The sequence below is a fragment of the Novosphingobium sp. PP1Y genome (assembly GCF_000253255.1).
Lineage (GTDB): Bacteria > Pseudomonadota > Alphaproteobacteria > Sphingomonadales > Sphingomonadaceae > Novosphingobium.
Map to the genome: position 1 here is coordinate 3,814,039 of NC_015580.1, position 23,556 is coordinate 3,837,594.

Annotated in this window: 15 protein-coding genes; 9 read left to right on the forward strand and 6 right to left on the reverse strand. The window is 62.1% G+C overall.

The window, feature by feature from the left end:
* Window positions 1–154: 154 nt before the first annotated feature.
* The 6 genes from PP1Y_RS23990 to PP1Y_RS24015 form a co-directional block, all read right to left on the reverse strand.
* Window positions 155–1,594, reverse strand: coding sequence for a phosphoesterase (locus PP1Y_RS23990; RefSeq protein WP_013834478.1), 1,440 nt, complete (start codon window positions 1,592–1,594; stop codon window positions 155–157).
* A gap of 107 nt (window positions 1,595–1,701) precedes the next feature.
* The gene (locus PP1Y_RS23995; protein WP_013834479.1) at window positions 1,702–4,578 is read right to left on the reverse strand and encodes a TonB-dependent receptor; all 2,877 of its coding nucleotides are present in this window, start codon (window positions 4,576–4,578) and stop codon (window positions 1,702–1,704) included.
* Window positions 4,579–4,712: 134 nt separating this feature from the next.
* Complete coding sequence (locus PP1Y_RS24000) at window positions 4,713–5,756, reverse strand: FecR domain-containing protein (protein WP_013834480.1); 1,044 nt, start codon at window positions 5,754–5,756, stop codon at window positions 4,713–4,715.
* Window positions 5,750–6,262, reverse strand: coding sequence for an RNA polymerase sigma factor (locus PP1Y_RS24005; protein ID WP_013834481.1), 513 nt, complete (start codon window positions 6,260–6,262; stop codon window positions 5,750–5,752). Before PP1Y_RS24005 ends, PP1Y_RS24000 begins: the two co-directional genes overlap by 7 nt.
* 242 nt (window positions 6,263–6,504) lie before the next feature.
* Entirely contained in the window at window positions 6,505–7,572 is a 1,068-nt protein-coding gene (locus PP1Y_RS24010; RefSeq protein ID WP_013834482.1) for a LacI family DNA-binding transcriptional regulator, read from the reverse strand.
* Between the two features lie 44 nt (window positions 7,573–7,616).
* Window positions 7,617–8,963, reverse strand: a complete 1,347-nt coding sequence (locus tag PP1Y_RS24015) for an MFS transporter (RefSeq protein ID WP_013834483.1) — start codon at window positions 8,961–8,963, stop codon at window positions 7,617–7,619.
* A gap of 158 nt (window positions 8,964–9,121) precedes the next feature.
* Here PP1Y_RS24015 and PP1Y_RS24020 point away from each other — a divergent pair, with 158 nt between their 5' ends.
* The 9 genes from PP1Y_RS24020 (at window position 9,122) to PP1Y_RS24060 (ending at window position 23,550) form a co-directional block, all read left to right on the forward strand.
* A complete protein-coding gene (locus tag PP1Y_RS24020; RefSeq protein WP_013834484.1) occupies window positions 9,122–11,566 on the forward strand; it encodes a TonB-dependent receptor in 2,445 nt (814 codons plus the stop codon).
* A gap of 97 nt (window positions 11,567–11,663) precedes the next feature.
* A complete protein-coding gene (locus PP1Y_RS24025) occupies window positions 11,664–12,797 on the forward strand; it encodes a glycoside hydrolase family 68 protein (RefSeq protein ID WP_013834485.1) in 1,134 nt (377 codons plus the stop codon).
* Complete coding sequence (locus PP1Y_RS24030; protein WP_013834486.1) at window positions 12,794–13,705, forward strand: ROK family protein; 912 nt, start codon at window positions 12,794–12,796, stop codon at window positions 13,703–13,705. The genes PP1Y_RS24025 and PP1Y_RS24030 overlap by 4 nt, the downstream gene beginning before the upstream one ends.
* Window positions 13,706–14,678: 973 nt before the next feature.
* Complete coding sequence (locus tag PP1Y_RS24035; protein ID WP_041559154.1) at window positions 14,679–17,114, forward strand: LuxR C-terminal-related transcriptional regulator; 2,436 nt, start codon at window positions 14,679–14,681, stop codon at window positions 17,112–17,114.
* A 127-nt stretch (window positions 17,115–17,241) separates the two neighbouring features.
* Window positions 17,242–18,579 carry an aromatic ring-hydroxylating dioxygenase subunit alpha gene (locus PP1Y_RS24040; RefSeq protein ID WP_013834488.1) on the forward strand — a complete coding sequence of 446 codons (1,338 nt, stop codon included), beginning with the start codon at window positions 17,242–17,244 and terminating at the stop codon, window positions 18,577–18,579.
* A gap of 23 nt (window positions 18,580–18,602) precedes the next feature.
* A complete protein-coding gene (locus PP1Y_RS24045; protein WP_083835247.1) occupies window positions 18,603–19,370 on the forward strand; it encodes a ThuA domain-containing protein in 768 nt (255 codons plus the stop codon).
* A complete protein-coding gene (locus PP1Y_RS24050; RefSeq protein ID WP_041559155.1) occupies window positions 19,367–20,158 on the forward strand; it encodes an SDR family NAD(P)-dependent oxidoreductase in 792 nt (263 codons plus the stop codon). Before PP1Y_RS24045 ends, PP1Y_RS24050 begins: the two co-directional genes overlap by 4 nt.
* 47 nt (window positions 20,159–20,205) lie before the next feature.
* Window positions 20,206–20,664, forward strand: coding sequence for a nuclear transport factor 2 family protein (locus PP1Y_RS24055; protein ID WP_013834490.1), 459 nt, complete (start codon window positions 20,206–20,208; stop codon window positions 20,662–20,664).
* 486 nt (window positions 20,665–21,150) lie between these two features.
* Window positions 21,151–23,550: a TonB-dependent receptor gene (locus PP1Y_RS24060; protein WP_158511874.1), complete on the forward strand. Its 2,400-nt coding sequence runs from the start codon at window positions 21,151–21,153 to the stop codon at window positions 23,548–23,550.
* The last annotated feature ends 6 nt before the right edge of the window (window positions 23,551–23,556 follow it).

The window sequence follows — 23,556 nt, forward strand, 5'->3', positions numbered from 1 at the left end:
CAGATTCCTCCGTGAAACTTGCGGATTATCAAATCCCTATCCAGCAGGGAAGAATGGGAGGATTACAATGTTGAACGAGAAGGCCAAATGCCCTCCGGCGGCGAGGCCCAGCCGCAGCTGTGTTTGCCGGCCCCGCGATCGAAGCGGCGAGGCGTCATTCCCGGGCAAGAAAGATCGGGTTGGTGTAAAACCACAGGTCGGCGCGCGGGTCTTCACCCGGAACGTCGACGTCCGGCTCGCCTTGCCGGGTATTGGTGCCGCGAAGGCGCAGATAGATTTTTCCCGTGAAATCCGGAATCCGGTAATCCAGCGTGACATTGCCGCTCTTGCCGCGGGCCCTGGATAACGAGAATCGGCGGGCAACCTGAGTATCGGTCCTACCTGCTGCGCCCACGGAGCCGACGATGACATCGACATGATCGAGCACATCATCCGCCGCCATCCCCGACTCGCCAGCAGCCCCGGCAAGCTCGATCGTCAGCACCGCGGGCACATTCGCAGGCAGCGCAGTCGTCGAGCCCAGTTCGACCGGCTTTCCGGCGACAGAGAGCGAAACCCCCGTCACCAGATTTCCGGTGCTCACGAAGACGCGCCCCTTGCGCAAACCATCGAGGATATCAGCCGGATCGCGCTGCGCGTGAACCCACGTCTTCGCATATTCGCCGGGCCAGAAATCCGCCCCGCCTTCGCTGACGTGACCATGTGAGTCCGACCCCGCCGTTATCCACCAGTGGAGCCCTTCGGACAGCATTGCGTCCCATGCGCCGCCCAGAGTCGCTGTCATCTGATCGAAGCCGCCCATCGTCGGGTAGCCACCGTAAAGGCCGCGAGAACCATGGGCGGCGTCGTTGCCATTTTCCGGCATTGCAGCCTGATGGCCCGGAATGCCTTCCATGCCTACTGCGACATGGGGTGCCGCATCCATCCATCGGCGGAATTCCTGCGGGTCATGAAGGCCCCAGAGGCCCAGGCCTGTGGCCGTGCGCGAGGGATGGTTGGCAAGCAGAACGGGCCGGGGTGTCAAACCCTCCATCATGCGCAGGGCCTCCAGCATTCTGGGCTTCGTATCGCGCGACGGGTCGGCTGGCCAGGCGTCGCGCTCGGCATAGCCGGCCTCGATCCAGCGCAGGTTCTCGCGCTCGGAGGGATCGCGCGGCATGATGAGCGTCGCATGCTCACCGCCGGGCGTATCGAACTCAAGCCCGTAAAACACGATAAGATCGGGAACCGCCTTGCGCACATCCTCGATCACCGGCCAGGCGATGCGATAGTTCAGTTCGGAGTGGCGTGGACCGCCGTGATCGGTCGCGACCATCCAGTCGAGACCGAAGCGGCGTGCCATCTGCGCGTTCTGCAATCCGGTATGGCGGCTGTCCCCGCCCAGGACCGGTTTGGGCGGGGCCTCGGGATGCGCCGGGTCGAGCTGCCAGCCTGCGCTGAATTCGGAATGGACGTGATGATCCCCGGCAAGCCACTCGCGCGCACCGCCCTTGCGGCTTGCTCCGACGCCGCTCACTTGCGGGCCGCTTGCGGCAGTGGCGAGGATGAGCGCGGCAATGGCGAGCAGCGGGCTGACGAAGATGCCTTTACGCATGGGTGTTCCTCCAACCTCTCCGGGAAACCCGGAACGAGGGGCACCCGGCCCTCTTCCTTTCAGGAAAGAACCGGGTGCCCGCGCGTCAGTAACTCAGAGGCTCAAACTCAGAGGCTCACGCGTGCCGAAAGGCGCACGGTGCGGCCATAGTCGGTGTATCCGCCAAGCCAGTTGTCATCGACGTAGTCGAGCTGCTTCGCGTTCAGGATGTTGATGCCCTGCAACGAGATCTGCGCGTAGTCGGTTACCCGCAGGCTGATGCTGCCGTCCATGCTGCCGAACGCCTTGGAGTTCGTGGACAGGCGATCGTTGGTGCCGACCGACTGCAGGACGTTGCCACGCCAGCTATAGCTCAGCCATGCTTCGAACGGTCCGTTCTCGTAGAAGCCGGTGATGTTGTAGCTGTGCTTGGCGATGCCGGCGAGATCGTCCTTGAGTGTGGCGTTATAGCTCGCCTGGCTGTCGGTGACCGTGTAGTTCGCCTGGAGGCCGAGACCGTCGAACGGCGCTGGCAGGAAGGTGAACTGGTGCTGGAAAGCCAGCTCGAGGCCCTTGACCCATGCTTCGCCGCCATTGGTCGGTGCGGTCAGTGCATAGACGTTGCCGTCGACGGTGAAGTCGGTCACCTGATTGTACACGAAGGTGCCGATGTCCTTGTAGAAGACACTTGCGATCAGGGCGCTGCGCGGCGCGAAATAGTATTCGACGCCGGCATCGTACTGCCATGCCTGGAAGCGCTTGAGCTGCGGATTGCCGCCATTGGCTTCGAAGATCAGACCCGAGGAGTTGAGCGTCAGGCGCGGCGCGAGGTCGGCCAGCGACGGGCGCGTGATCACGCGGGCAGCCGCGAAGCGCAGGACGACGTCGCGCACCGGTTCCACCACCAGATTGGCCGACGGAAGGAAGTCGTCATAGGTGCTCGTGAAACTGACCGGCAGCGCCTCGGTGCCGGTCTCCGCATGGCCCGATGAGGTCTGGCGGGTATGTGCATAGCGCATGCCGATGTTGCCACGGAACGGCAGCGCGCCGACGAATGAATCGAAATTCGCCATGCCGTAGACCGAAGTGATCTGCTCATCGATCTGGTAGGAATTGCGCAAGTCGGCGCGGGTACGCTCCGGGTTGGCGACGGCACTGGTATCCGACTCGTTCCAGAACGGATCCGGACGCGGCTGCACCCAGCTCGTCGGCAGGCTGCCCTGCATGTCGGACAGGAAGTCGCTGTATGGGAACTGGTTGAAGTAGGTGCCGTCGAAGTGCTGCCCCTTCAGCGTCTCGATCTTGAGGTCTCGGCGGTCGTAGTCTCGGCTGCGGCTGCGGTACTTGGCGCCGAAGTCGACCGAGACGAAGGGACCGAAATCGACCGGGCGGTCGACGCTCAGCCCGTAGGCGTGTTCCTTGTCGATCGACTTGAGCGGACGCCATTCGATCCGGCGGAACGGCAACAGGCTCGCCTGGTCGAGATTGCTGTCGAGCAGTTCGACCGTCGGCATCGCGCCGGATTCGGCTTTCGGCATCGTAAAGCGGACACGCCCGATCGGTCCGCTCAGGCGCGTACGGGTAATCGGCCCGGCCGTATCGGACAGAGCCCGCGTGATGTAGGCCTTGGGATGGAAGGTCCAGCCGCCGGCCCTGATGTCACCGCTCAGACCGACGAACCAGTTCTGGTGGACCATGTCCGAGATATCGCGACTGATCTGCGAGTCCGACTGGCTGATGCCACCCACGACAACACCGTCCTTGACGACCGCGCTGCCCGCCTCGAGCGTCTCGGGATCAAAACCGACCGAATAAGTCAGTTCGTCGTAGTAGTCGTTGAGGCGCGTGTAGAAGCCTTCGAGCGCGAGATTGACGGCGTCGCTCGGTGCGAATTGCACTGCAGCGTTGACAGCATAGCGCTCACGGTCTTCCTGCTCGAGCGTCGGGCGCAGCGACCAGGGGTGGAGATATTCGCCATCGCCGGTGCCATCGCCGTCCAGATCGAGCTCATCGACGCCCCAGCTGATGCCGGTAAGGCGGTCCTGGCGGGTCGAGCGCTTCGAATAGGTCGCCGCGATGAGCGCGCCGAAAGTCTCGCTGTCGTTCTTCCAGCTGGCAAGCGTCGAGAAGTTGGGATCGACGCGATCCGCTTTCTCGGCATAGCTGCCTGCGGCGCTGACGACGAGCTTGCCCGAATCCAGATCGAGCGGCTTGAAGGTGCGAATGTTGACGATGCCACCGATGGCGCCTTCCTCGAGATTGGCCGAGGGGCTTTTCACGACGTCGACGCCGGCAACGAGTTCAGCCGGAATCGTGTCGAAGCGGAACTGGCGGCCGCTCTGGCCGCTATCGCGCACGTTCTCGTTCACCGCGATCGACTGGCCGTTCAGCAGGGTCACCTGGAAATTGGCACCGAGGCCGCGAACCTTGACGAAGAGACCTTCACCGCGGTCACGCTCGATGGTGACGCCCGGCAGGCGCTGCAGGGCTTCGGCGAGGTTCTGCGAAGGGAAGCTGGCAATGTCGACCGCCTCGATGGAATCAACGACATTGTTCGCTGAACGCTTGCGATCGAGCGCGTCCGAAATCGAGGCCGAGTATGTGCCGGTCACGACGATTTCGGACGTGTTGTCCTCGCTCGCGCCGACGGTGGCAGCGGCGCTCGCCGGGGCGACGAGCGCGGCAGGCTGCCGCTGTGCCGGAGCGCGCTCGAGAATTGCAGTGCCATTGGCGTAGCGGACGATCAGTCCGCTGTTCAGAAGCAGGCGGTCGAGCGCGTTCTGCGCGCTGAACTTTCCGGAAACGGCGCGAGCGTTACGCCCACGCACGAGTTCAGGACGAAAGACGATTTCAAGTCCGGTCTGGCGCGAGAGCGCACGCAGGGCTTCGGAAAGCGGCTGGGCCGTCAGCTTCACCTGATAGGTGGCCGCAGCCTGCCCCCGGTCCTGAGCCTGCGCGACGCCGGAAGTTCCCGCGAGCAGAATGCTCGAGGCAAGCAAGGACATTCGTAAAGTCTTGAACACAATTCCTCCGCAACAACAGCTAGTGCTTGTTCGACTGACAAGACAGCGCTCGACAGAGGATCCGGACAATATTTTTTATTAAAGTTTCAAGTACTTATTGCTTCATTTTTATTACACTAATCAACTTTGATCAAATAATATGCATCACCCTTATGATAACTCTTAAATCCATAGACTCTACCGAGTTTATCGAAGATTTCGTCCGGCCTGTTTATCCGAAAACGACCCGAAATTTTTAAGTGTGAAAGCCCCTGATCTACAACAATACGTTCGCCGCTACGCCGCTCTACAAGCTCGGCCAGTTCGCCGAGCGAGATCTGCGCTTCATCGACCCACCCATTTCGCCAATCGTTCTCGTCGCTTGCGTCAAAGTGGGTGAGCGTGACGTCGCGGCCTATCGTGACCCGCGAGCCACGCTTGAGCAGAAGCTTCGAAGTCTCGTCGCGGTCGGGTCGGACTTCGACCGTGCCGTCATAGACGTCGACGCGGGTATCGTCGCGCAACTGGCTGATCAGGAAGCGCGTACCCACCACGCGCACCCCGGCCCGCCTTGTCTGGATCAGGAAAGGCCGCGATTTGTCATGGGCAACATCGAAATGCGCATCGCCCCGGCGCAGCGCAAAGTGACGCTCCGCAGGCGTGAAACGCGCTTCCGCGCTGGCATCACCGCCCAGTTCGACACGGCTGCCGTCGGGAAGCTGGACCAGCAGACGTTCACCGGGCCTGGTTTCCAGCACCATGCCCCCGGCCAGTCGGGAATCTTCACTCGGAGCGTCAGGTTTCGGCTGGAAGAGCACCCTGGCGGACGCGAAGCAAAGCGCGATACACAAGCTCGCCGCGACGAGTTTGGGCCACGCGATTGCCGCAAGGCCCCGCTTCACCCGATCGAGCGCACCCTCGACCGGCGTTGCCCTGCGCTGCGCGGCAAGGCGCGGCGCCGTCCGTAGGGCAGCTATCAGGGTTTCGTCGGCGTATAGACTGTCGGCCAGGGTATATTCCAGCTCGTGCGCCGGACTGCGGGCCAGCCATTCGCGCAGTTCGATGCGCTCGGCCTCGCGGATTCGTCCGCTGTTCTCGCGCGCCACCCAGAACGCCGCCTGCGCCTGGATCTCGTCGATCCGCTCCTCGTAATGACGGAAGGCTCCAATGCGGATCACCATGGCGATACTCCCTCGAACACGTGCTTGTCCTGGTACGCGCGCAAGGATGCGAGTGCGCGTACCACGTGTTTCTCTACGGCCGCAGACGAAAGATTGAGCGCCCGCCCGATCTCTTCGTAAGACTGGTTTTCCAGACGGCGGCGGACCAGCACTTCGCGCCGCAGGGGTGGCAGGGCGTCGATCGCGCGCTGCAGTTGGGCAAGCCTGTCGCTGTCGAGCGCAGTGCGATCCTGGGTCGGGCGATCGTCGACGAATTCGTCGGTCACGCCTTCCACCGTACGATTTTCGCGCCGCTGGTGATTGATGAGCAGGTTAACCGCGATCTTGAACAGGAGCGCCTTGCTGTTGCGCACTTTCTCGCGCCTCTGGAACTCAACGAGGCGGATGATCGCATCGTGCGCGATGTCTTCGGCGAGCATCTCGCTGCCCGCCTTGCGCACGAGGAAGGCGACCAGTGCCCGCCGCTCGCCGGCACCGATCCCGAATGGCAAGGTGTTTGCGGTCATGCCGAAGGGCCGCCAGTGCACGAATCTGTCGGCAATCCCGGAGCGCGTGGTCTGTTCCTGGTCACAATCAACTCCACACGGCGGCCCAAAAGCGAAGCGGTACCCGATGCTCAGACAAGCGAGACGGGTTGGACCGGACATTCCGAATGAAGTCGTGCCGGGGCCGGGAGCACCCCCGTCACGAGTTTTGTTTCGCATTGATGACGACAGCGCGACTTGCCGCTGCAACGGGTGACGGCGCTTCAAGCGGGCCGGCGGGTTGTCTCGCGTTCGATCAATCGGGGAGCCATGACCAGCGAGGCGCTATCCTTGCCGGCAATGGCTGACTGCAAGCGCTGGACGATCTCCCTTGCGCCGCCGGAAATGTCCTGATGGATCGTGGTCAGGGGGGGCATTGTCTGCCCGGCCAGCGGCAGGTCGTCGTAGCCTATCACCTGTACGTCGGCTGGGACCCGCCTGCCCTGACCGTAAAGGACCTTGAGGGCGGTCATGGCGATGAGGTCCGACGCTGCAATGATGCCGTCGAAGTCCGCGCCCCGTCGGGCCATCAGACTTTCCAGTTCGCCGGTCATGAGTTCGAACGACATGTGGCACGGCAAGTGGACCAGCGAGACCCCGACCTGATCCGCCACGTCCTTCACGCCCGCGAAGCGCTCGGCGATTTCGACGCCGGTCGTCTCGCCCAGGAATGCTAGGCGCGTCGCCCCGCCTGCCAGCAGTCGCCGTGCTGCGATCTCTCCGCCTGCGCGGTTGTCGGTGCCGACTGCGCAGTGAAGTTGCCCCTCACGGTGACTCCCCCATGCAACCAGCGGACCATAAGCCTCGGCAACCCGCTCGATCGTCTCGAACTGGTCGGACTGGCCGATCAGGATGACGCCATCGACCATGCCCGAACCGCAGATGCGATCCAGCCAGTCGGGCTTCTCCTCCGGTATCGCGCGCTCAAGTACGATGCTGTAGCCACGCTCGGTGATCTCGTCGGCAAGATGGCCAAGCAGGGTCATGAAGAACGGATCGGAAATGTGCTGGTTGCGTTCGTGTCCCAGCGGAATGACGACCCCGATCATTCCCGTGCGCTTCGATCGCAGCTTGCTGGCGATCTGGTTGAGCTGGAATCCGTGCTCGTGGGCCAGTGCGAGGATGCGCTCGCGCGTACGCTTGTTGACAAGCTCCGAGCCCGCCAGCGCTCGCGAAACGGTCCCCGCCGTCACCCCGGCGATCTTGCCGAGATCCGCCAGCGTCTTCACCTTCGCGGTTTCGGCGCCTTCTTTCGGGTCCGGATCTACATCTGGTGTGCTACCTGGGCTCATGACCGAGGACATAGGCCCACGAGGCCTGCGAGGGGAACCAAAATTCATCCCCCGCCATGCTCTTGAGAAGTGGCGCCCGCCGCCTCGCCGGAACGCGGCAGGCGGATGCGCAGCGTCGCGATTGCCCCCAACAGCATCAGCCCGCCGGAAAGATAAAGCGTATTGCGCGGGTCGCTGCCCAGGAGCGGGCCGTAGAGCAGCGGCATGGTGAGGCTCTCGATCAGCATGGGAATCACGATGAACATGTTGAATATGCCCATGTAGATGCCCGTGCGCTCGGGCGGGATCGAACCTGCCAGCATGACATAGGTGTTGCCCATCATGCCTGCCCAGCCCAACCCGATGCCGATCATCGCGGCGAATAGGAACGCGGTGCTATCGACACCGGGGATGGCCAGCATCGCGGCCCCCGAGGCGCTCAGGCAAACGACGTGCACCGCGCGGGCGCCAAATCGACGAACCAGCGGGATGAGAGCAAGCGCGGCAACGAAGGCAATGCCATTGTAGAAGGCACCGGCCTGCTGCGCCGTCAGCGTGGCATCGCGAAATCCTGCCGACGAGGCATCATGGGTCCCGTAAAGCGCGCGTGCGACGGCAAAAACGATGAACTGCCAGTAGGTGAACATCGCATACCACTGGCACAGCATGGCAAGCGCGAGCTGACGCATCGGGGCCGGCATCTCGCGGATGGCATCGCCGATTTCGCGCAATGTGGCGCCTGCCGTCAGGGGACTTGCGTCGAGCTTGGCGCGCTCCGCGGGGCTGAGCGGCAGTTCGCGCACCCTCAGGATCGACCACAGGATGGTCGAGATCGAGAGGACCGCACCGATCAGGAAGGCCATCCGCACGATGACGGGAATACCATTGGGATCGAGGAGGTTGCGGTCGATCACTGCGGCGAGGAGCGACGGGGCAAGGTAGGACAGCGTCTGGGCAAGGCCGGTGAAAGCGCTCTGCGTCAGGAATCCGACCGAGTGCTGCTCGCTCGCAAGACGATCCGCGACATAAGCGCGGTAGGGTTCCATGGTGATGTTATTGCCCGCATCGAGGAGCCATAGCAGCGAGGCCGCCATCCACAGGGCCGAGGAAAAGGGCATCAGGAACAGGCAGGCCGAACAGAGGATGGCCCCAACCAGGAAGTAAGGCGTCCGGCGGCCCAGGCGCGAATGCGTGCGGTCGCTCATGGCGCCGACGATCGGCTGGATGACCAGGCCGGTGACCGGGCCTGCAAGCCATAACAGTGGCATCGTTGCTTCGTTTGCGCCAAGATAGCCGTATATCGGCCCCATGTTCGCCTGCTGCAGCCCGAAGCTGAACTGCAGGCCGAAAAAGCCCAGATTCATCTCGACGATCCGAATCAGGGAGAGCCTTGGTTTCTGCGATTCAATCATGCCCGCAATCCTCTCATCAGCCGCGCTTTTCACGCTGGCCAGGCGCCTTGGTAGCGGTTGCGCGACAAAAATTCAATCGATTGCAGAAATATATTGCAATCGATTGAATGAGGGGTATGACGGACTGGCACAAACACAACGTAATGGGATGAGGATCGATGAAATTTCGCACACTGCTTGCGGTTAGTGTGGCCGCGGTCACGACTTTGCCTGCCAGCCTCCACGCTCAGGATACCGCCGCTGACGAAAGCTCTCAGGATGCACTCGGGCTTGACGAGATCATCGTCACGGCTTCGGCGCGCCCCACCAATCGGCTGGAAAGCTCGATCTCGGTCAGCGCGCTAGACGAAACCGCGATCGCCGAAGCGGCACCGCGCACCACCGCAGAGATCTTCCGCCAGATCCCGGGCATCCGCTCTGAATCCACCGGCGGCGACGGCAATGCCAACATCGCCGTGCGCGGCCTGCCGGTCGCCTCGGGCGGCGCCAAGTTCCTGCAATTGCAGGAAGACGGCATGCCGGTCATGCAGTTCGGAGACATCGCCTTCGGCAATGCAGACATCTTCCTGCGCGCCGACCAGACGATCGCCTCCATCCAGGCGGTACGCGGCGGCTCGGCCTCGACGCTGGCGTCCAATTCGCCCGGCGGCGTCATCAACTTCATCTCGAAGGATGGCAAGGACGAGGGCGGCGTGGTCATGGCGACCGTCGGCCTCGACTACGAGGATTACCGCCTCGACTTCAACTACGGCGGCCACCTGGCAGAAAAGACGCGCTTCAACATCGGCGGCTTCTGGCGCCAGGGCGAAGGGCCGCGCGACGCAGGCTATACCGGCAACAAGGGCTATCAGGTCAAAGCGAATCTCACGCAGGACTTCGACAGCGGCTACGTGCGCCTCTATCTCAAGCGCCTCGACGACCGGGCGATCGGCTATCTGCCGATGCCGACACTGGTGACCGGCACCAATGCCAACCCGCACTTCGGCTCGCTCCCCGGCTTCGACATTAAGTCGCAGACGCCGCACTCGAAGTACTTCACCACCGATATCGGCCTGGACGGCAACAATGCGCTCCACACCACCGACATCAAGGACGGCATGCACCCGGTGGTCACCTCGGTCGGCCTCGAAGCCGTGTTCGACGTGGCCGACGGCCTGAAGCTCGAGGAACGATTCCGTTACTCGGACGTCCATGGCCGCTTCGTCTCGCCCTTCCCCGCCGAAGTTGGCGCGGGCCAGGGGATCGCGAACTCGGTAGGCGAACTGCTGACGGGGGCCGCCGGCACTTACGGACTGGTCTATGCCAACGGTCCCAGCGCCGGACAGGCCCTGGCGGGCAACGCTCTCGTCATGCGCACGCATCTCTTCAACGTCGACATCAACGACTTCTCGAGCTTCACCAACGACCTCAAGCTGACCAAGGACTTCGGTCCGGGCTCGATCACCGCCGGCTACTACAAGGCTCGCCAGAACATCGACATGGACTGGGTCTGGAATTCCTACCTGATGGCAGTGGACGGGCACAACGCCGCGCTCCTCGACGTCACCGACGGCGCGGGTAGCGTCCTCACGCGCGGTGGGCTCTATGCCTATGGCGTACCCTTCTGGGGCAACTGCTGCCAGCGCAGCTATGACGTGCGCTACGACATCGACGCGCCCTACCTGGCCGGCACCTTTGAAACCGGTGGCCTGACCATCGACGCGAGCGTGCGCTACGACCATGTCAAGGCGCGCGGCAACTACGCCGGCACGCTCCAGACCGCGAACTTCGATGTCAACGGGGACGGCACGATCCAGCCGGTCGAGCGCAGCGTCTCGCTGATCGACAACGGCAGCCCGAGCCCGGTCCGCTACTCAGTCGGCTACTGGTCCTGGTCGATCGGTGCGAACTACATGTTCACCTCGGACATTGCCGGCTTCGCCCGCATCAGTCGAGGTGGACGCGCCAATGCCGACCGCCTGCTGTTCGGCGTGGTCCAGGCCGACGGCTCGGTCCGCAAGCAAGATGCCATCGACTTCGTCGACCAGTACGAACTGGGCGTGAAGTATCGCTCGGGACCGTTCGGCCTCTTCGTAACCGGCTTCCACGCCAAGACGCAGGAGCAGAACTTCGAGGCGACCACCCAGCGCTTCCTCGACCGCAGCTACAAGGCCACCGGCGTCGAGATTGAAGCGGCTTATCGCTCGGGCATCTTCGACCTGCGTGCCGGTGCCACCTACACCGACGCCAAGATCGCCAAAGACGCCATCACGCCCGCCAACGAGGGCAACACGCCGCGCCGCCAGGCCAAGCTGATCTACCAGATCACGCCCGCCGTGGACTTCGACGTGGTTCGGGCCGGTCTCAACATCGTGGGCACCACCAAGGCCTATGCCCAGGACAGCAACGAACTGGTGTTCCCTGCCTACACGCAGGTCAACGCCTTCGTGAACTTCCGTCCGATGGACAAGATCGAGGTCTCTCTCAACGCAAACAATCTTTTCAACGCAACCGGCATTACCGAAGCCGAGGAAGGATCCATCACCCCGGGCGTGGACAACTACGTCAGGGCAAGGTCGATCAACGGGCGCACGATCTCCGCCTCGCTTCGCTACGAGTTCTGACCTTGGAGCCAGCAGACATGGCTGGACATTCTCCTCCGCCCGGCCATGTCCGCCCCCCTCGACCTCAGCCCCGATGCAACGCAAGGAAAACGAACGCATGAACACCGATCCGGCCAAGACGGATGACGGAAAACTGTCCTGGACAGCCGGGGACCTGGCCGGCCTTGACCTTGCAGCCTGCAGCCGCGCGCCCGTTCTCGGTCAAAAGGACGTGCGCCGCGTTGCAGATGACATCGACGTCTGGGATGCCTGGCCACTTGCCGACGCGAGCGGCAAGCCCGTCCCCTGGAACGGCGGCGAACTCTGGTTTGCCCTGACCGCGCCCAGGGCCGACGATCCGGAAAGCCGGCATGGCCTTGCCCGCATCCATCACTTCTTCCGCGAGGGCGACAGTTTCCGGCACCTCGGCCAAACCCTTCCCGAGGGATTCACCGCCGGAAGCCGCGAATGGTCGGGCGCGGCGCGGGTCGAGGGCGCGCATCTGGCCCTCTACTTCACGGTCGTCGGCGAGCGCGGCGAGAGCGCCACCACCTTTCGCCAGCGCCTGTTCGTGACCCGCTGCAGCTTGGCAGAGGACCCGGACGCCCCGTTCGGCCAGTGGTCAGATCCGCGCGAGGTCCTGGAACCGGCAGGCCCTTACATGGCCGCCGAGGAAACAGAAGGCCGGATCGGCGAGATCAAGGCCTTCCGAGATCCCTTTCCCTGGCGTGCGCCGGACGGAGCCGAGTACCTCCTCTTCACCGGTTCGGCAGCCGCGGCGCCCCGCGCCTTCAACGGGCTTGTCGGACTGGCGCGCCTGGACGATACCAGCGGCACCTATCGTCCGCTCGCTCCGCTGGTCGATGCGACCGATGCCAACAACGAACTTGAAAGGCCGCACATCGTCGAACATGCGGGCCGCCTCTATCTGTTCTGGTCGACCCAGGCGAAAGTCTTCGCCCCCGGGATCACCGCGCCGACGGGGCTTTACGGCGCGACTGCCGAGCGCATCGAAGGCCCCTGGCGCCTGCTCAACGGCCACGGTCTCGTCTTTGCCAATCCAGAAAGCGAGCCCTTTCAGGCCTATAGCTGGTGGGTCCTGCCTGACCTTTCCGTCACCAGCTTCGCCGACTACTGGGGCATCGACGATGCCACGGCTACGCAAAAGCCGGAGGGACGCACCCACTTCGGCGGCACTTTCGCTCCCTTCCTGAAGCTTTCGCTTTCGGGCGAGAGCGCCGCGCTCACATGACACAGGCGTCCCCTCCGCGCCTTGCCGGCATAGAACTGGGCGGCACCAAGACCATCGTCACCCTGGGCGATGGCACCCGCATCCTCGAAAGCCATGCCCTGCCAACCACCACCCCCGATGAAACGCTGGAGGCTGCCCACGCCCATCTCTCGGCATGGCAGGCCGCATCCCCCCTCGCCGCCATCGGGATCGCCAGTTTCGGCCCCATCCGGGTGACGCCGGATGCGCCTGATTACGGCACCATCCTGGCCACCCCGAAGCCCGGCTGGAGCAACACCGGTGTGCTGGAAATGGTGCAGGCACGCTTCGCCTGCCCGATCGCCGTCGATACCGACGTCAATGCGGCGGCGCTTGCTGAGCATGCCTTCGGGGCGGCTCAAGGCTGTTCCAGCCTCGTCTACATCACGATCGGCACCGGCCTTGGCGCAGGAATCGTGATCGATGGCCGGCCGGTGCATGGCTTTCTCCACCCCGAACTCGGCCACATCCGCACCCGCCGCGCGCCGGGCGCAACCTTTGCAGGCACCTGCCCCTTTCATGGGGACTGCATCGAAGGCCTTATCAGCGGCCCCGCCCTGGAAGCCCGCCTGCCGGTGCATCCGGGCAAGCTCGATCCCGCCTCGCCTGCTTGGGACGAAGTCGGGGATGACCTGTCCGAACTCCTGTCCACGCTGCTCCTCGCGCTTTCCCCGCAGCGGATCGTCATCGGCGGCGGCGTCGCCACCCGCCAGCCGCACCTCATCGAGCGGGCACGAAACCGGCTGCCCGCGATACTCGCCGGCTACCTGCCCGATCTGGACATTGCAGCCATCGAAACCATGATCTGCCTCCCGGCACTCGGCGCCAACGCCGGGCCGGTCGGTTCACTGCTGCTGGCGCGCAATGTACTGATTAACGAGGGTGCCTGAATCGCGATAAATCGGCTGGAAGACTCACCATGGGGACGCCGAGACTGGCGCAAAAGCGGCAATCGCCGCCATTACCAAAGGCCGTCACCGTGAAGTTGAACATGCTTCCCAAGCTTTGGCCCAACTCGGCGTCGCGTATGCGCGCTACATCGACGTTGACCTAGGTCGCCGGGGGGCATCCGATCGAGCTGAGCGGTTCGTCCACGCTTACGGCGAATGTTTGCGGCAATGGCGGGGCCAAACTTGTTCGCCCGGCAGCGGACGGATTCGAAGCAGAGATCTATCCTGAAAGTGGCCAGACCTCGCGATCGAGACCTACTTAGATTACAGGGTCTCGCATAAGGCTGACTGTTTGACACTTAGGTCAGTTGGCTCGTTATGCGCCAACCGGCATGCCTATCCGATGCCCAAACGTGCCGCGCAACTTTCAGCTAGCCACGCCTCGCATACCGATCGCCTCTCAGAGTGGCAGGCGAAAAGCCCCTCTGACTGCAAACCTGGTGAAGCACATGGTGGCTAGTTGGCCTGCCAAGCAGAAAGTTCCAGATTCCTTGGATTGTCGCGAGGATTTCGCGCAAACCGGAGCTGGCAAGGTGCACAAGGACGTGCTCCGAGCCAAGGCAGCGGCAGGAGGAACCTCGCCGCCGTGACCCGATACCGCAGACTTGGGCATCGGTGTTCGATGGGCTAACCATAAGAATCGAAAAAGACACGCGAGAATGCCATGGGAGAAAGTCCATTAATGCCAGGGGCGACTGAAACGCCCCGGTTCAAAGGCAAGTGGATTGCCCCACCGGGCATTGCGCGACTTGCGGAAAAGTTAACCACTCATAGTGTCGTTCTGATCACCGCAGCCCCCGGCAGCGGCAAGACGCGTCTAATGCAGCGCATCCACACCAACCTGCAGTCATTTCTCTATTCTTGCTGTTGGTTGCGGCTCCAGCGAGGCAGGGACACGTCGGGATCGCTCTTTATGGACGTGGCAGCGGTTTTGGTCTCCCGCGTTCTTGGCGAGCGCAGCGCCACGGCGGCCTTGCTGACCGCTCACGCGATCGCACCGGATACCGTTATTGCGGTGGCGCTTAACGAGATCGCAGCTCGCGATGGCGAGGTCGCCCTTTTCCTAGATGACATTCATGTTCTCACAGAAACGGGCATCGCCGAACTGCAGCGAATCATCGACAATGCGCCCAACAACCTACGTCTCGTAATTGCCGCTCGAGGACCAACGCGGCTTCACTTGGCACGCCTGCGAAATGCAGATGCGGTCCTCGAAGTGGACGACGCTGCGCTCGCCATCAGCTTCAAGCAACTCAACGAAATGGTGGCGGAACTTTCGGTCCCCGCTCTGTCGCTTGCCGAGGCGCGTGACCTCTGGAGCCGATCAGGTGGTTGGGTCGCAGCGGTACGCCTGCTCGTGCGAAACCGCCCTCCCCCTAACCGAACGAGCGGCAGTACCGGCGCTTTCGCGATCATCGGGCGCGACCTGCAGGAGTACTTCGAGGAGGAGCTACTGTCGGGACTGAGCGACGAGGCGCGTGGCGCGCTCGACGTCATGCTGATCCCAAATCGTCTCGAGCACGGCTTGATGCTCGAACTATCAGCGGACCCCCAGGCGCCGCTCCACATTCAAGAATACCTCATGCACGGGCTGCTCAAGCGCAATCCCTTCGGCCCCGAAGTGACCTATACGACCGTCCCACTTTTGCTCGACGTCGTGGCAGTGAAGAGCTTTGTCGACACCGAGGAGAGGGCTTCGCTACATCGGCGGTCGTGCGGATGGTTCGAAAAGCGGGGCAACTTTGCCCTGGCGGCCTCGCACGCTATGGACAGCGGCGACAGTCAGCGGGCTGTTGCCCTGATCGAGCGGTGCGGCTTTGACATGATCAGCCGCGGAGAGGTCCTGCGCTTACAGGCTTGGCTAGATCGCTTCTCGATTTCGGATCTTCAGCCGCATCCGACCGCCCTTCTGGCAGTCGCTTGGGCACTGGCGCTGCTCTACCGGCTCGACGAGGCCGAGAAGCTGCTCACCGCGCTCGACACAACGTTCAAATGCGATCTCGCGAATTTCGCTGGGCACGAGAGGAACCTAACGGCTCTGCGGATCATGATCGCCTCGATGCGCGACGACTTTCGTCAAGGTAGCGCGCTAGGTCGAAGCTGGAAGCGGCGTTGGCCTGAATCCCACGACTGGTTTAGCAACGTCGTCGACAATTCGCTGGCGTTTTGCCTTGCTCACGAAGGTGCGCCGATCGAGGGCCGGATGGCGCTTGAGAGGGCTTATTTACCAAGTTATTATGAAACGAGCCCCTATGGCGCGCTCTACGGGCGCTGCATCCTGGGCCTTATCGACTTGCGTGACGGACAGGTCCGCCATGCCGAGACCCATTTCAACTGGGCGCTCAAACATGCCGAAAGGGACATGAGCGCCCAGTCAACCGGCACCGTCATGGCCGCAGGCTTGCTGGCCGGTGCTCTCTACGAGCGCAACGAAACCGGGAAGGTCACTCAACTGATCGAATCGTATGCCTGGTCGCTGCACGCCCACCTATTCACCGACGCGCGCTTCCAAGCTTACCGCGCAAAGGCCCGCAACCTCTCCAACAACGGCCAGTATCGCGCGGCCATCACTGTGCTCGAAAACGTGCTCGACGCCGGCCCGGCAGTGCGGCTGCCTCGCGTGCGTGTCGACGTCCTGTGTGAAAAAGTCGTCATCTCGGTAATGCATCACGATACTCGCATGGCTGCGGCCTATGTGCGCGCACTTTCGGAGTTGTCCGGAACCATAACCGACGACGACCGACTGGCGCCTTATCTCGAGGCAGCGGTGCACGGTTCCCAGGCCCACCTGTACATTGCTTTGGGAGCGCCCGAGCGCGCACTCGAGTTATTGCGGCGCGCGGCACGGCTCGATCTATCGGATGGCTGGAACCTGCGCGCATTACACTGGGCGGTGCTCGGGGTGAGCGCTCTCAACGCATTGGGCCGCACCGACCTGGCAATCCGCCTGTTGCGTCGGCTCATTCGCCAAGCCGCAGGCAACGGCATCGTTCGCACGTTCGTCGATGGCGGCCACGCGATCCAAGCAGTACTCGACATGATGCATGCACGCGGCATGGCCCCGAGAGGGCGCCGCGAGGCGATGCTGGTCCAGCAGCTGCGCGAGACCTTTGACCCTAGTCTGGCGGAACCCGAATTCGATGAGAAGAATTCACTCGCCCAGCCGGGAAACGCGCTGACCGAACGAGAAATCGAACTGGTCCACTTCGTACGCGCAGGGCTTACAAACCGTCAGATTGCCGAGCAACTGGACGTGAGCGAGAACACGGTGAAGTGGCACCTCAAGAACGTGTTCGAAAAGGTCAATGTGCGCAGGCGCGCGGACCTGACCAACATCGATCTGGCCTGACACATCCACAACGGTACCTACCCATGACACCACCCTGCATGCAGGGTGGTGTCCTCGCGCCCCGCACACGTCCACAAACGGCGTTACAAGGTACATGGCATGCGAGTGCTACGGGGAGAGTAATGCAATGATCGAGACGCAACCCTTCCGGATCAATCCCGAGTGGTTCTGGTCTCCCGAACGAGCCGAACAGGAGTGGGAGCATCTTTGGACCCGCGTCTGGCACATGGGGCCGCGCGAAGAGGAAATCCCGGAAGAAGGCGATGTATTCATCCACACACTGGGCCGCGAAAGCCTGCTTTTCGCGAGAGTCGGGGACGATGAGATCTGCGGCTACTACAACGTGTGCCGCCACAGGGGCAATCGCCTGCTTCTGGGCGAGGACGGGCCATCCTTTGCGCCGAAGTTCACCTGCGCTTTCCACGGATGGACCTACGAACTCGACGGCAGCCTTTCACACGTTCCCTATCGGGAGCGCTTCGACCAGAAGGTAATCTCCGATCCCGCGTGCACTTCCCTGCGCACTTTCCGCACGGAGCGTTTCGCTGGCTGGGTCTGGTACACGCTGGACGACGAAGCTCCCTCGTTGCGCGAATATCTCGGTCCCCTCGCCTCGCGGCTCGATGCCTATCGGATGGAGAAGGCAACGATCGTCGACTACAAGACTTTTGAATTCGGCTGCAATTGGAAAACGACGTTCGACGCTTTCAACGAAAGCTATCATTTCCAGACGCTGCACTCGGAAATCCTTGCCTGGGGCAACGAGGATGCGCCAATTACGCTCCTCGGGATACACAGCTACATGGTCAACGAGTATGGCCGGCCCAGCAAACTCTACAGTGAACAGGAAGCCCTGAATCCCGCGCTCGAGAGCCTGCTCACGGCCAATGGCATTGACCCGACAACCTTCACCGGCAAGGCGACCGAAGTGCGCCGTTCGGTGCAAGTGGCCAAGCGCGCTAAACAGGGCCAAGTCGTCTTCCCTTACGAGAACCTGAGCGACAGTCAGCTCAGCGACGCCTACCACTACATGCTCTTCCCGAGTACGCACTTCAATCTGTTCCCAGAATTCTACGTCACTTTGCGCTATCGCCCACACCCTGACGGCGATCCGGAGAAGATGTACTTCGACTTCATCATGTGCGCGCCATTGGAGGACGGAGAAACGGTAGCGCCATATCAACATCGGGTGGTGCGTGGCGGTGAGGAATCGGTTGAGGACGTGCTCAAGTGGGGCGTACGCAAGCACCCGATCGTAAACGAAGTGCTAGGCCAAGATGTCGAGCTCGTCGAACATGTTCAGAAGGGGCAGCGTTCGCGCAGCTTTACGGATGCGATACTCAGCAGTGACGAACGACGCATCGAGCATTTTCATCACAACATCGACGAGCTTATCCGGGGCTATTCTTTGCGCGACCTGATCGCGACGAATCCTGTCGAGGCTGATGCGCACGACGGCACCTGATCGCACGGCTGAGAGGATTCGACATGACCATGAAACGGCTGCATCTGGTGTGCGGAGCCCCCACGCACGACACTAATTTCGTACGCCTGCGACTGCTGGAGGAACTTGCCGGTGACGACAGTCTGTGGGTCAGCGTGAGCGAGGACTTCTCCGCGCTCGACCGGATTGCGCAGGCAGATGCCCTTGTCGTCTACACTTGCAACGTCTCGCCCGACGACGCGCAAATCGACACTCTTGAGGCCTTCCTCGAACGGGGCGGACGCATGTTCGCCATGCACGCCAGCAATGCCCTGATCCGATTCACCGACGGTCCGCCGATAGTGGCACAGGGAATCGAGATCCCGGGGCAGGTCGATACGACCGACACAAATCCACGGTTCACCAACCTGCTCGGCAGCCGCTTCCTCGCGCACCTGCTTTTGCAGCAGATGAGTGTCGAGGTGACAGAACCAGACGATCCCCTGGTCGCGAGTATCGATCCTTTCACAGTGGAGGACGAACCGTACATCCTCGAACTCACAGGTCCGGCCCGCGTGCTACTCGGCTCGCGCTTCAGCGGCAGCAATCCCGGCTATGTCCTATCGGATTGGCCTGACCCGGTATTGCATCCGCAAATGTACCTGCGCGAGCATGGGGCAGGCGCGGTCCTCTATCTGGCCCTCGGTCACAGCAGCGGCAAATATGACTTTCGACCACTTATGGATGAGGGGCCTGTTACTAGGGGGCCATGGGACTCTCCCCCGTTTCGCGAGATCGTGTCACGCGCATTGCGCTGGGTCGTCGCCCAGTGAGCGGGCGTCTGACGGGCAAGGGCGCCCTCATACTGGGGGCCGGCGGGCAGGGCAACATGGGCCAAGCCATCGCGCGGCGCTTCGCGCGTGAGGGCGCGAAATTGGTAGTCAGTGCCCGCAGCACTGCCGCAATCGAGAACCTTGCAACGGAACTCGCCGGAACGGCGGTGACTTGCGACATACGCTCGAAAAGTTCAATCGAAGCACTGGCGGACGAGGCGCGCGCAACGCTCGGCCGGATCGACATTGCGGTGGATTGCACCGGCGCCAACTTTGCCATGCCCTTTCTCGAAACTACTGGCGAGCAATTGCAGGACCTGTTCGACCTTCAATTCAGGGGGCCGTTTCAGTTCATGCAGGTCATGGTCGAGGCGATGGACCATGGCGGCTCTATCATCCGCATCAGTTCGGCCGCGTCCACGATCATGCTGGACGACTATGCGGCTTATCGGGGTACGAAGGCGGCGATGGACCAAGTCGCGCGTAGTGTCGCTGACGAGTTTGGCTCGCAAGGGATCAGGGTCAACTCGATCAGCCCTGGAGCGGTGCGCACGCCGATGACCGCCGAAGTCTGGGCTCACCCCGGAGTGGTTGCCGAATTCGACCGCACGTCTCCCCTGGGGCGCACCGCGACAGTCGACGAGATTGCCGCCGCCGCGGTCTGGCTGGCCGAGGACGACTGCTTCATGACGGGCGAGAACCTGCACGTCAGTGGCGGGCTCATGCTACGCAGCAATCCGACAAAGCAACAGATCCTGGCTGCCATGGCGCTCACTGCCGCAACCTGATCCGGTCCGGCTGATTGCGCGGGACGCGAACGACGAGAGGACCAGAATTGTCGAGACAGCAGAACATCGATCTCCTGAACCGCTATTTCCAACTCATGCACGATGGAGATTGGGAAGCGGTGGAAGCCATGTATCACGATGACGTGGTCATCCACATGCTCGGAACGACTCCGGCCTCCGGACTGCTCGAAGGGAAGAAAGTGGTAACCGACGACCTGATTGCGGAAAAGGTTCACGGCGCACTCGTTCCCGAGCGCATCACTTTCGCCAGGCGTTGGAAGATCATGTGCGCGGACGACGAGCGCGTCGTCGCCATCATGGAGGGAGGCGGGCCGACAAGGACTGGCGACAACTACGACCAGACGTATTGCGAGATCTTCCGTTTCAAGCACGGCAAGGTCATCGAAATGCACGCTTTCTTTGACACCGCCCTCGCCGAACGTGCGCTATTCGGCAATCCTCTCAAGGAACCGCGCGAGCCGGGTTCGGCGCGCATGGACTACTGAGCCCGATGGGAAAGCTGAGGACCGCGTGTATCTCGTCAGCAGGGCGACGCGGGGGATCGGCGGAGCCATCGTCATGGCCTTTGCTGCGAAGGGCGCGACCACGGTCATGACCGACAACCGCCAAGAGCCCCCCGGAGCGTTGGCGGATGAGCCAGCCCAAGTGGCACCGGGGCAGAAAGCTGCGAACAAAATTGGCTGATCCAAAAGACTCGTCGAGCGGGGTTTCGAGGGTTCCCCCATCGATGCGATGCCAGCACCGTCGACAAGGATATCGGGCTGGTCAAAAATCGTCATGGAAGCGTCCGAGCAGCACATCCCCGTTTTCCGCCCCCTTCGCCATGTTCGATGTCTCAAGATGCCTTTTTCTTGGGATCCTTCCGCAGGTGGGTACCGGCATGCAGCCACCCACCCGTTGGGTCAGGTGGTATGAGACGCAGGGTGGGCCGCTATCCACTATACCCGTCAATAAAAAACGGGGAGAATACGATGCACGGGCTCACGCTCAGGACGGGACTTTTTGCTTCAGCGGCGGCTTGCGCGCTATCGGCCTCGCAGGCCCATGCGCAGGAGATGGAAACTGCGCAGGACGAGACTGTAACCCGGGACGAAATCGTCGTCACCGCTCGACAGCGCAGCGAACGCCTGATTGACGTTCCTGTTGCCGTAACGGCGATGAGCCAGAAGGACCTTGCGCGCTACAATTCAAATAGCCTCGGCGATATCGCGCAAATGGCTCCTCAAGTCCGCGTGGCCCAGCAAGCGAGTGGCGGCGGTTCTTCATTCGTTATTCGGGGCATCGGCTCTTCCACACTCGACACCGGGTTCGATCAGTCGGTGGCCATCAACGTCGATGGGGTCCAGACTGGCCGCGGTCGGTCGCTCCAGCAAAGTTACTTCGATATCCAGCAGGTCGAGGTACTCAAGGGTCCACAAGCGCTCTTTTTCGGCAAGAACAGCCCAGCCGGCGTAATCTCGATGCGCTCGGCCGATCCAACGGATGAATTGTCCGCCGGCGTCAACGTCGGCTACGAGTTCAAGGCGCACGAGTGGGTTGGCAACGGCTTCGTGTCGGCTCCCCTGACTGACACTCTGGGCTTGCGCGTCGCATTCCAGGCGCGCCGGATGCGCGGCTGGATGGAGAGCATCCCGGCCGCACCGATTGCGGGAGGTGAGCCCGCCACTGGCCTCGACATGCTTGCGGCTGACAAGTGGGGCCCCAAGCAGCGCGAGATCATCGGTCGCGTGACACTCAAGTATGCGCCTTCGCCCAATTTCGATCTCAACCTGAAGGTCACAGCCGGTGTCTCGAAGGACAACGGCGAAGGTACGAACGGCGAAATCGTCTATTGCGGCGGCGGTCCGGTCAACGGGCTCGTCGATCCCTATGCCGACTGCAAGAAGAATCGCAAAGTCGTCTCCGCCTATACACCCCCTGAACTGACGAACGGCTATATCGCCGGCAAGGACGGCCTGCCCTATTCAAACTACAAGCCGCTGCTGGCCTCGCTGACTGCTAACTGGAAATCGGACGCCGTCGCCCTTACCTCGGTCACCGGATATTACCGCTATCGTCTCGGCTATCTTCAGAACGGCTTCGAGAAATCGAGCTTCGCCTACAATCTCGGCTCGCAACTCGAAAAGTACAAATCGTTCTCCCAAGAATTCCGCGCACTTACTACATTCGACGGTCCACTTAATGGCATGGTCGGACTGTATTACCAGGACACTTCACTGGAAAATGGCCAGACCTTCCGGATCGCTGCCTTGCCGCAGGATCCGGCGACCGGATACTATTCCAGCATTTCCAAGACCGGCACGCTCGACGGCAAGACCTATTCCGCCTTCGGACAACTGACCTTCGACATCCTCGAGAATCTTGAACTGGCGGGCGGCCTGCGATGGACGAAGGAAAAGAAGACCGTCGCGCAGCGCAACATTTACGTCCACCCGCTTCTGTCATCGCTTTTCCCGCTCACCGAGTTCGATGGCACATTCAAGGACGACAATGTGTCGCCCGAAGCCACCCTCACCTGGCACCCATCGCCCAACTCTACACTCTATGCCGCCTACAAGACTGGCTACAAGTCGGGTGGCTTCGGTCTTCCGGCCATCCTTTCGGTCGGCACGGTAGCATCAGACTTCACTTTCGGCCCCGAGAAGGTGAAAGGCGGAGAAATCGGGTTCAAGGGAGAATTCATGGGCGGCGCGCTCTCTCTCAACAGCGCGATCTATCTCTATGACTACAAGGGCCTCCAGGTCGACATCTTCGATGGTACGAAGATCACCTACCAGGTGTTCAATGCCGGTTCGGCGCGCACCAAAGGCGCCGAAGTCAACCTGCGCTACAAGGCCAGCAAGGAATTCTCGCTGCGCGCTGGCCTCGGCTACAACAAGGCGCGCTATCGCGACTTCCTCTCGGCCTGCTATGCCGGACAGACAATTGCGGACGGTTGCAACTTGCAGCCCGATGGCAACGGTGTCTTCACCCGGCAGGATCTCAGTGGTGCACCGCTGGTTCGCGCGCCCGACTGGTCAGGCAACTTCGGTGCTACCTATGACGCACCGGTGACCGACCGTTTCAACATCTCGCTGTCCGGAGACGTCAACGGCACTTCCAAGTATTTCTTCAGCGAGACCGAAGGACCCGGCACCCTCCAGAAGGGCTTCGTCAAGATGGACGCGGCGATCCGCTTCTATCAGCCCGACAAAGGGTGGACGTTCGCACTGATTGGCAAGAACCTCACTGACAAGTACGTCATTGCCGGCGGCAGCGATCGACCGGCGACCGGTGCAGGCGCGGGAACCAACGCGTCGACGGACGCGGACATCATCGGCTACATCGAGCGCCCGAGAGAGATCATGATCCAGGTCGGCTACAAGTTCTGAGGACGC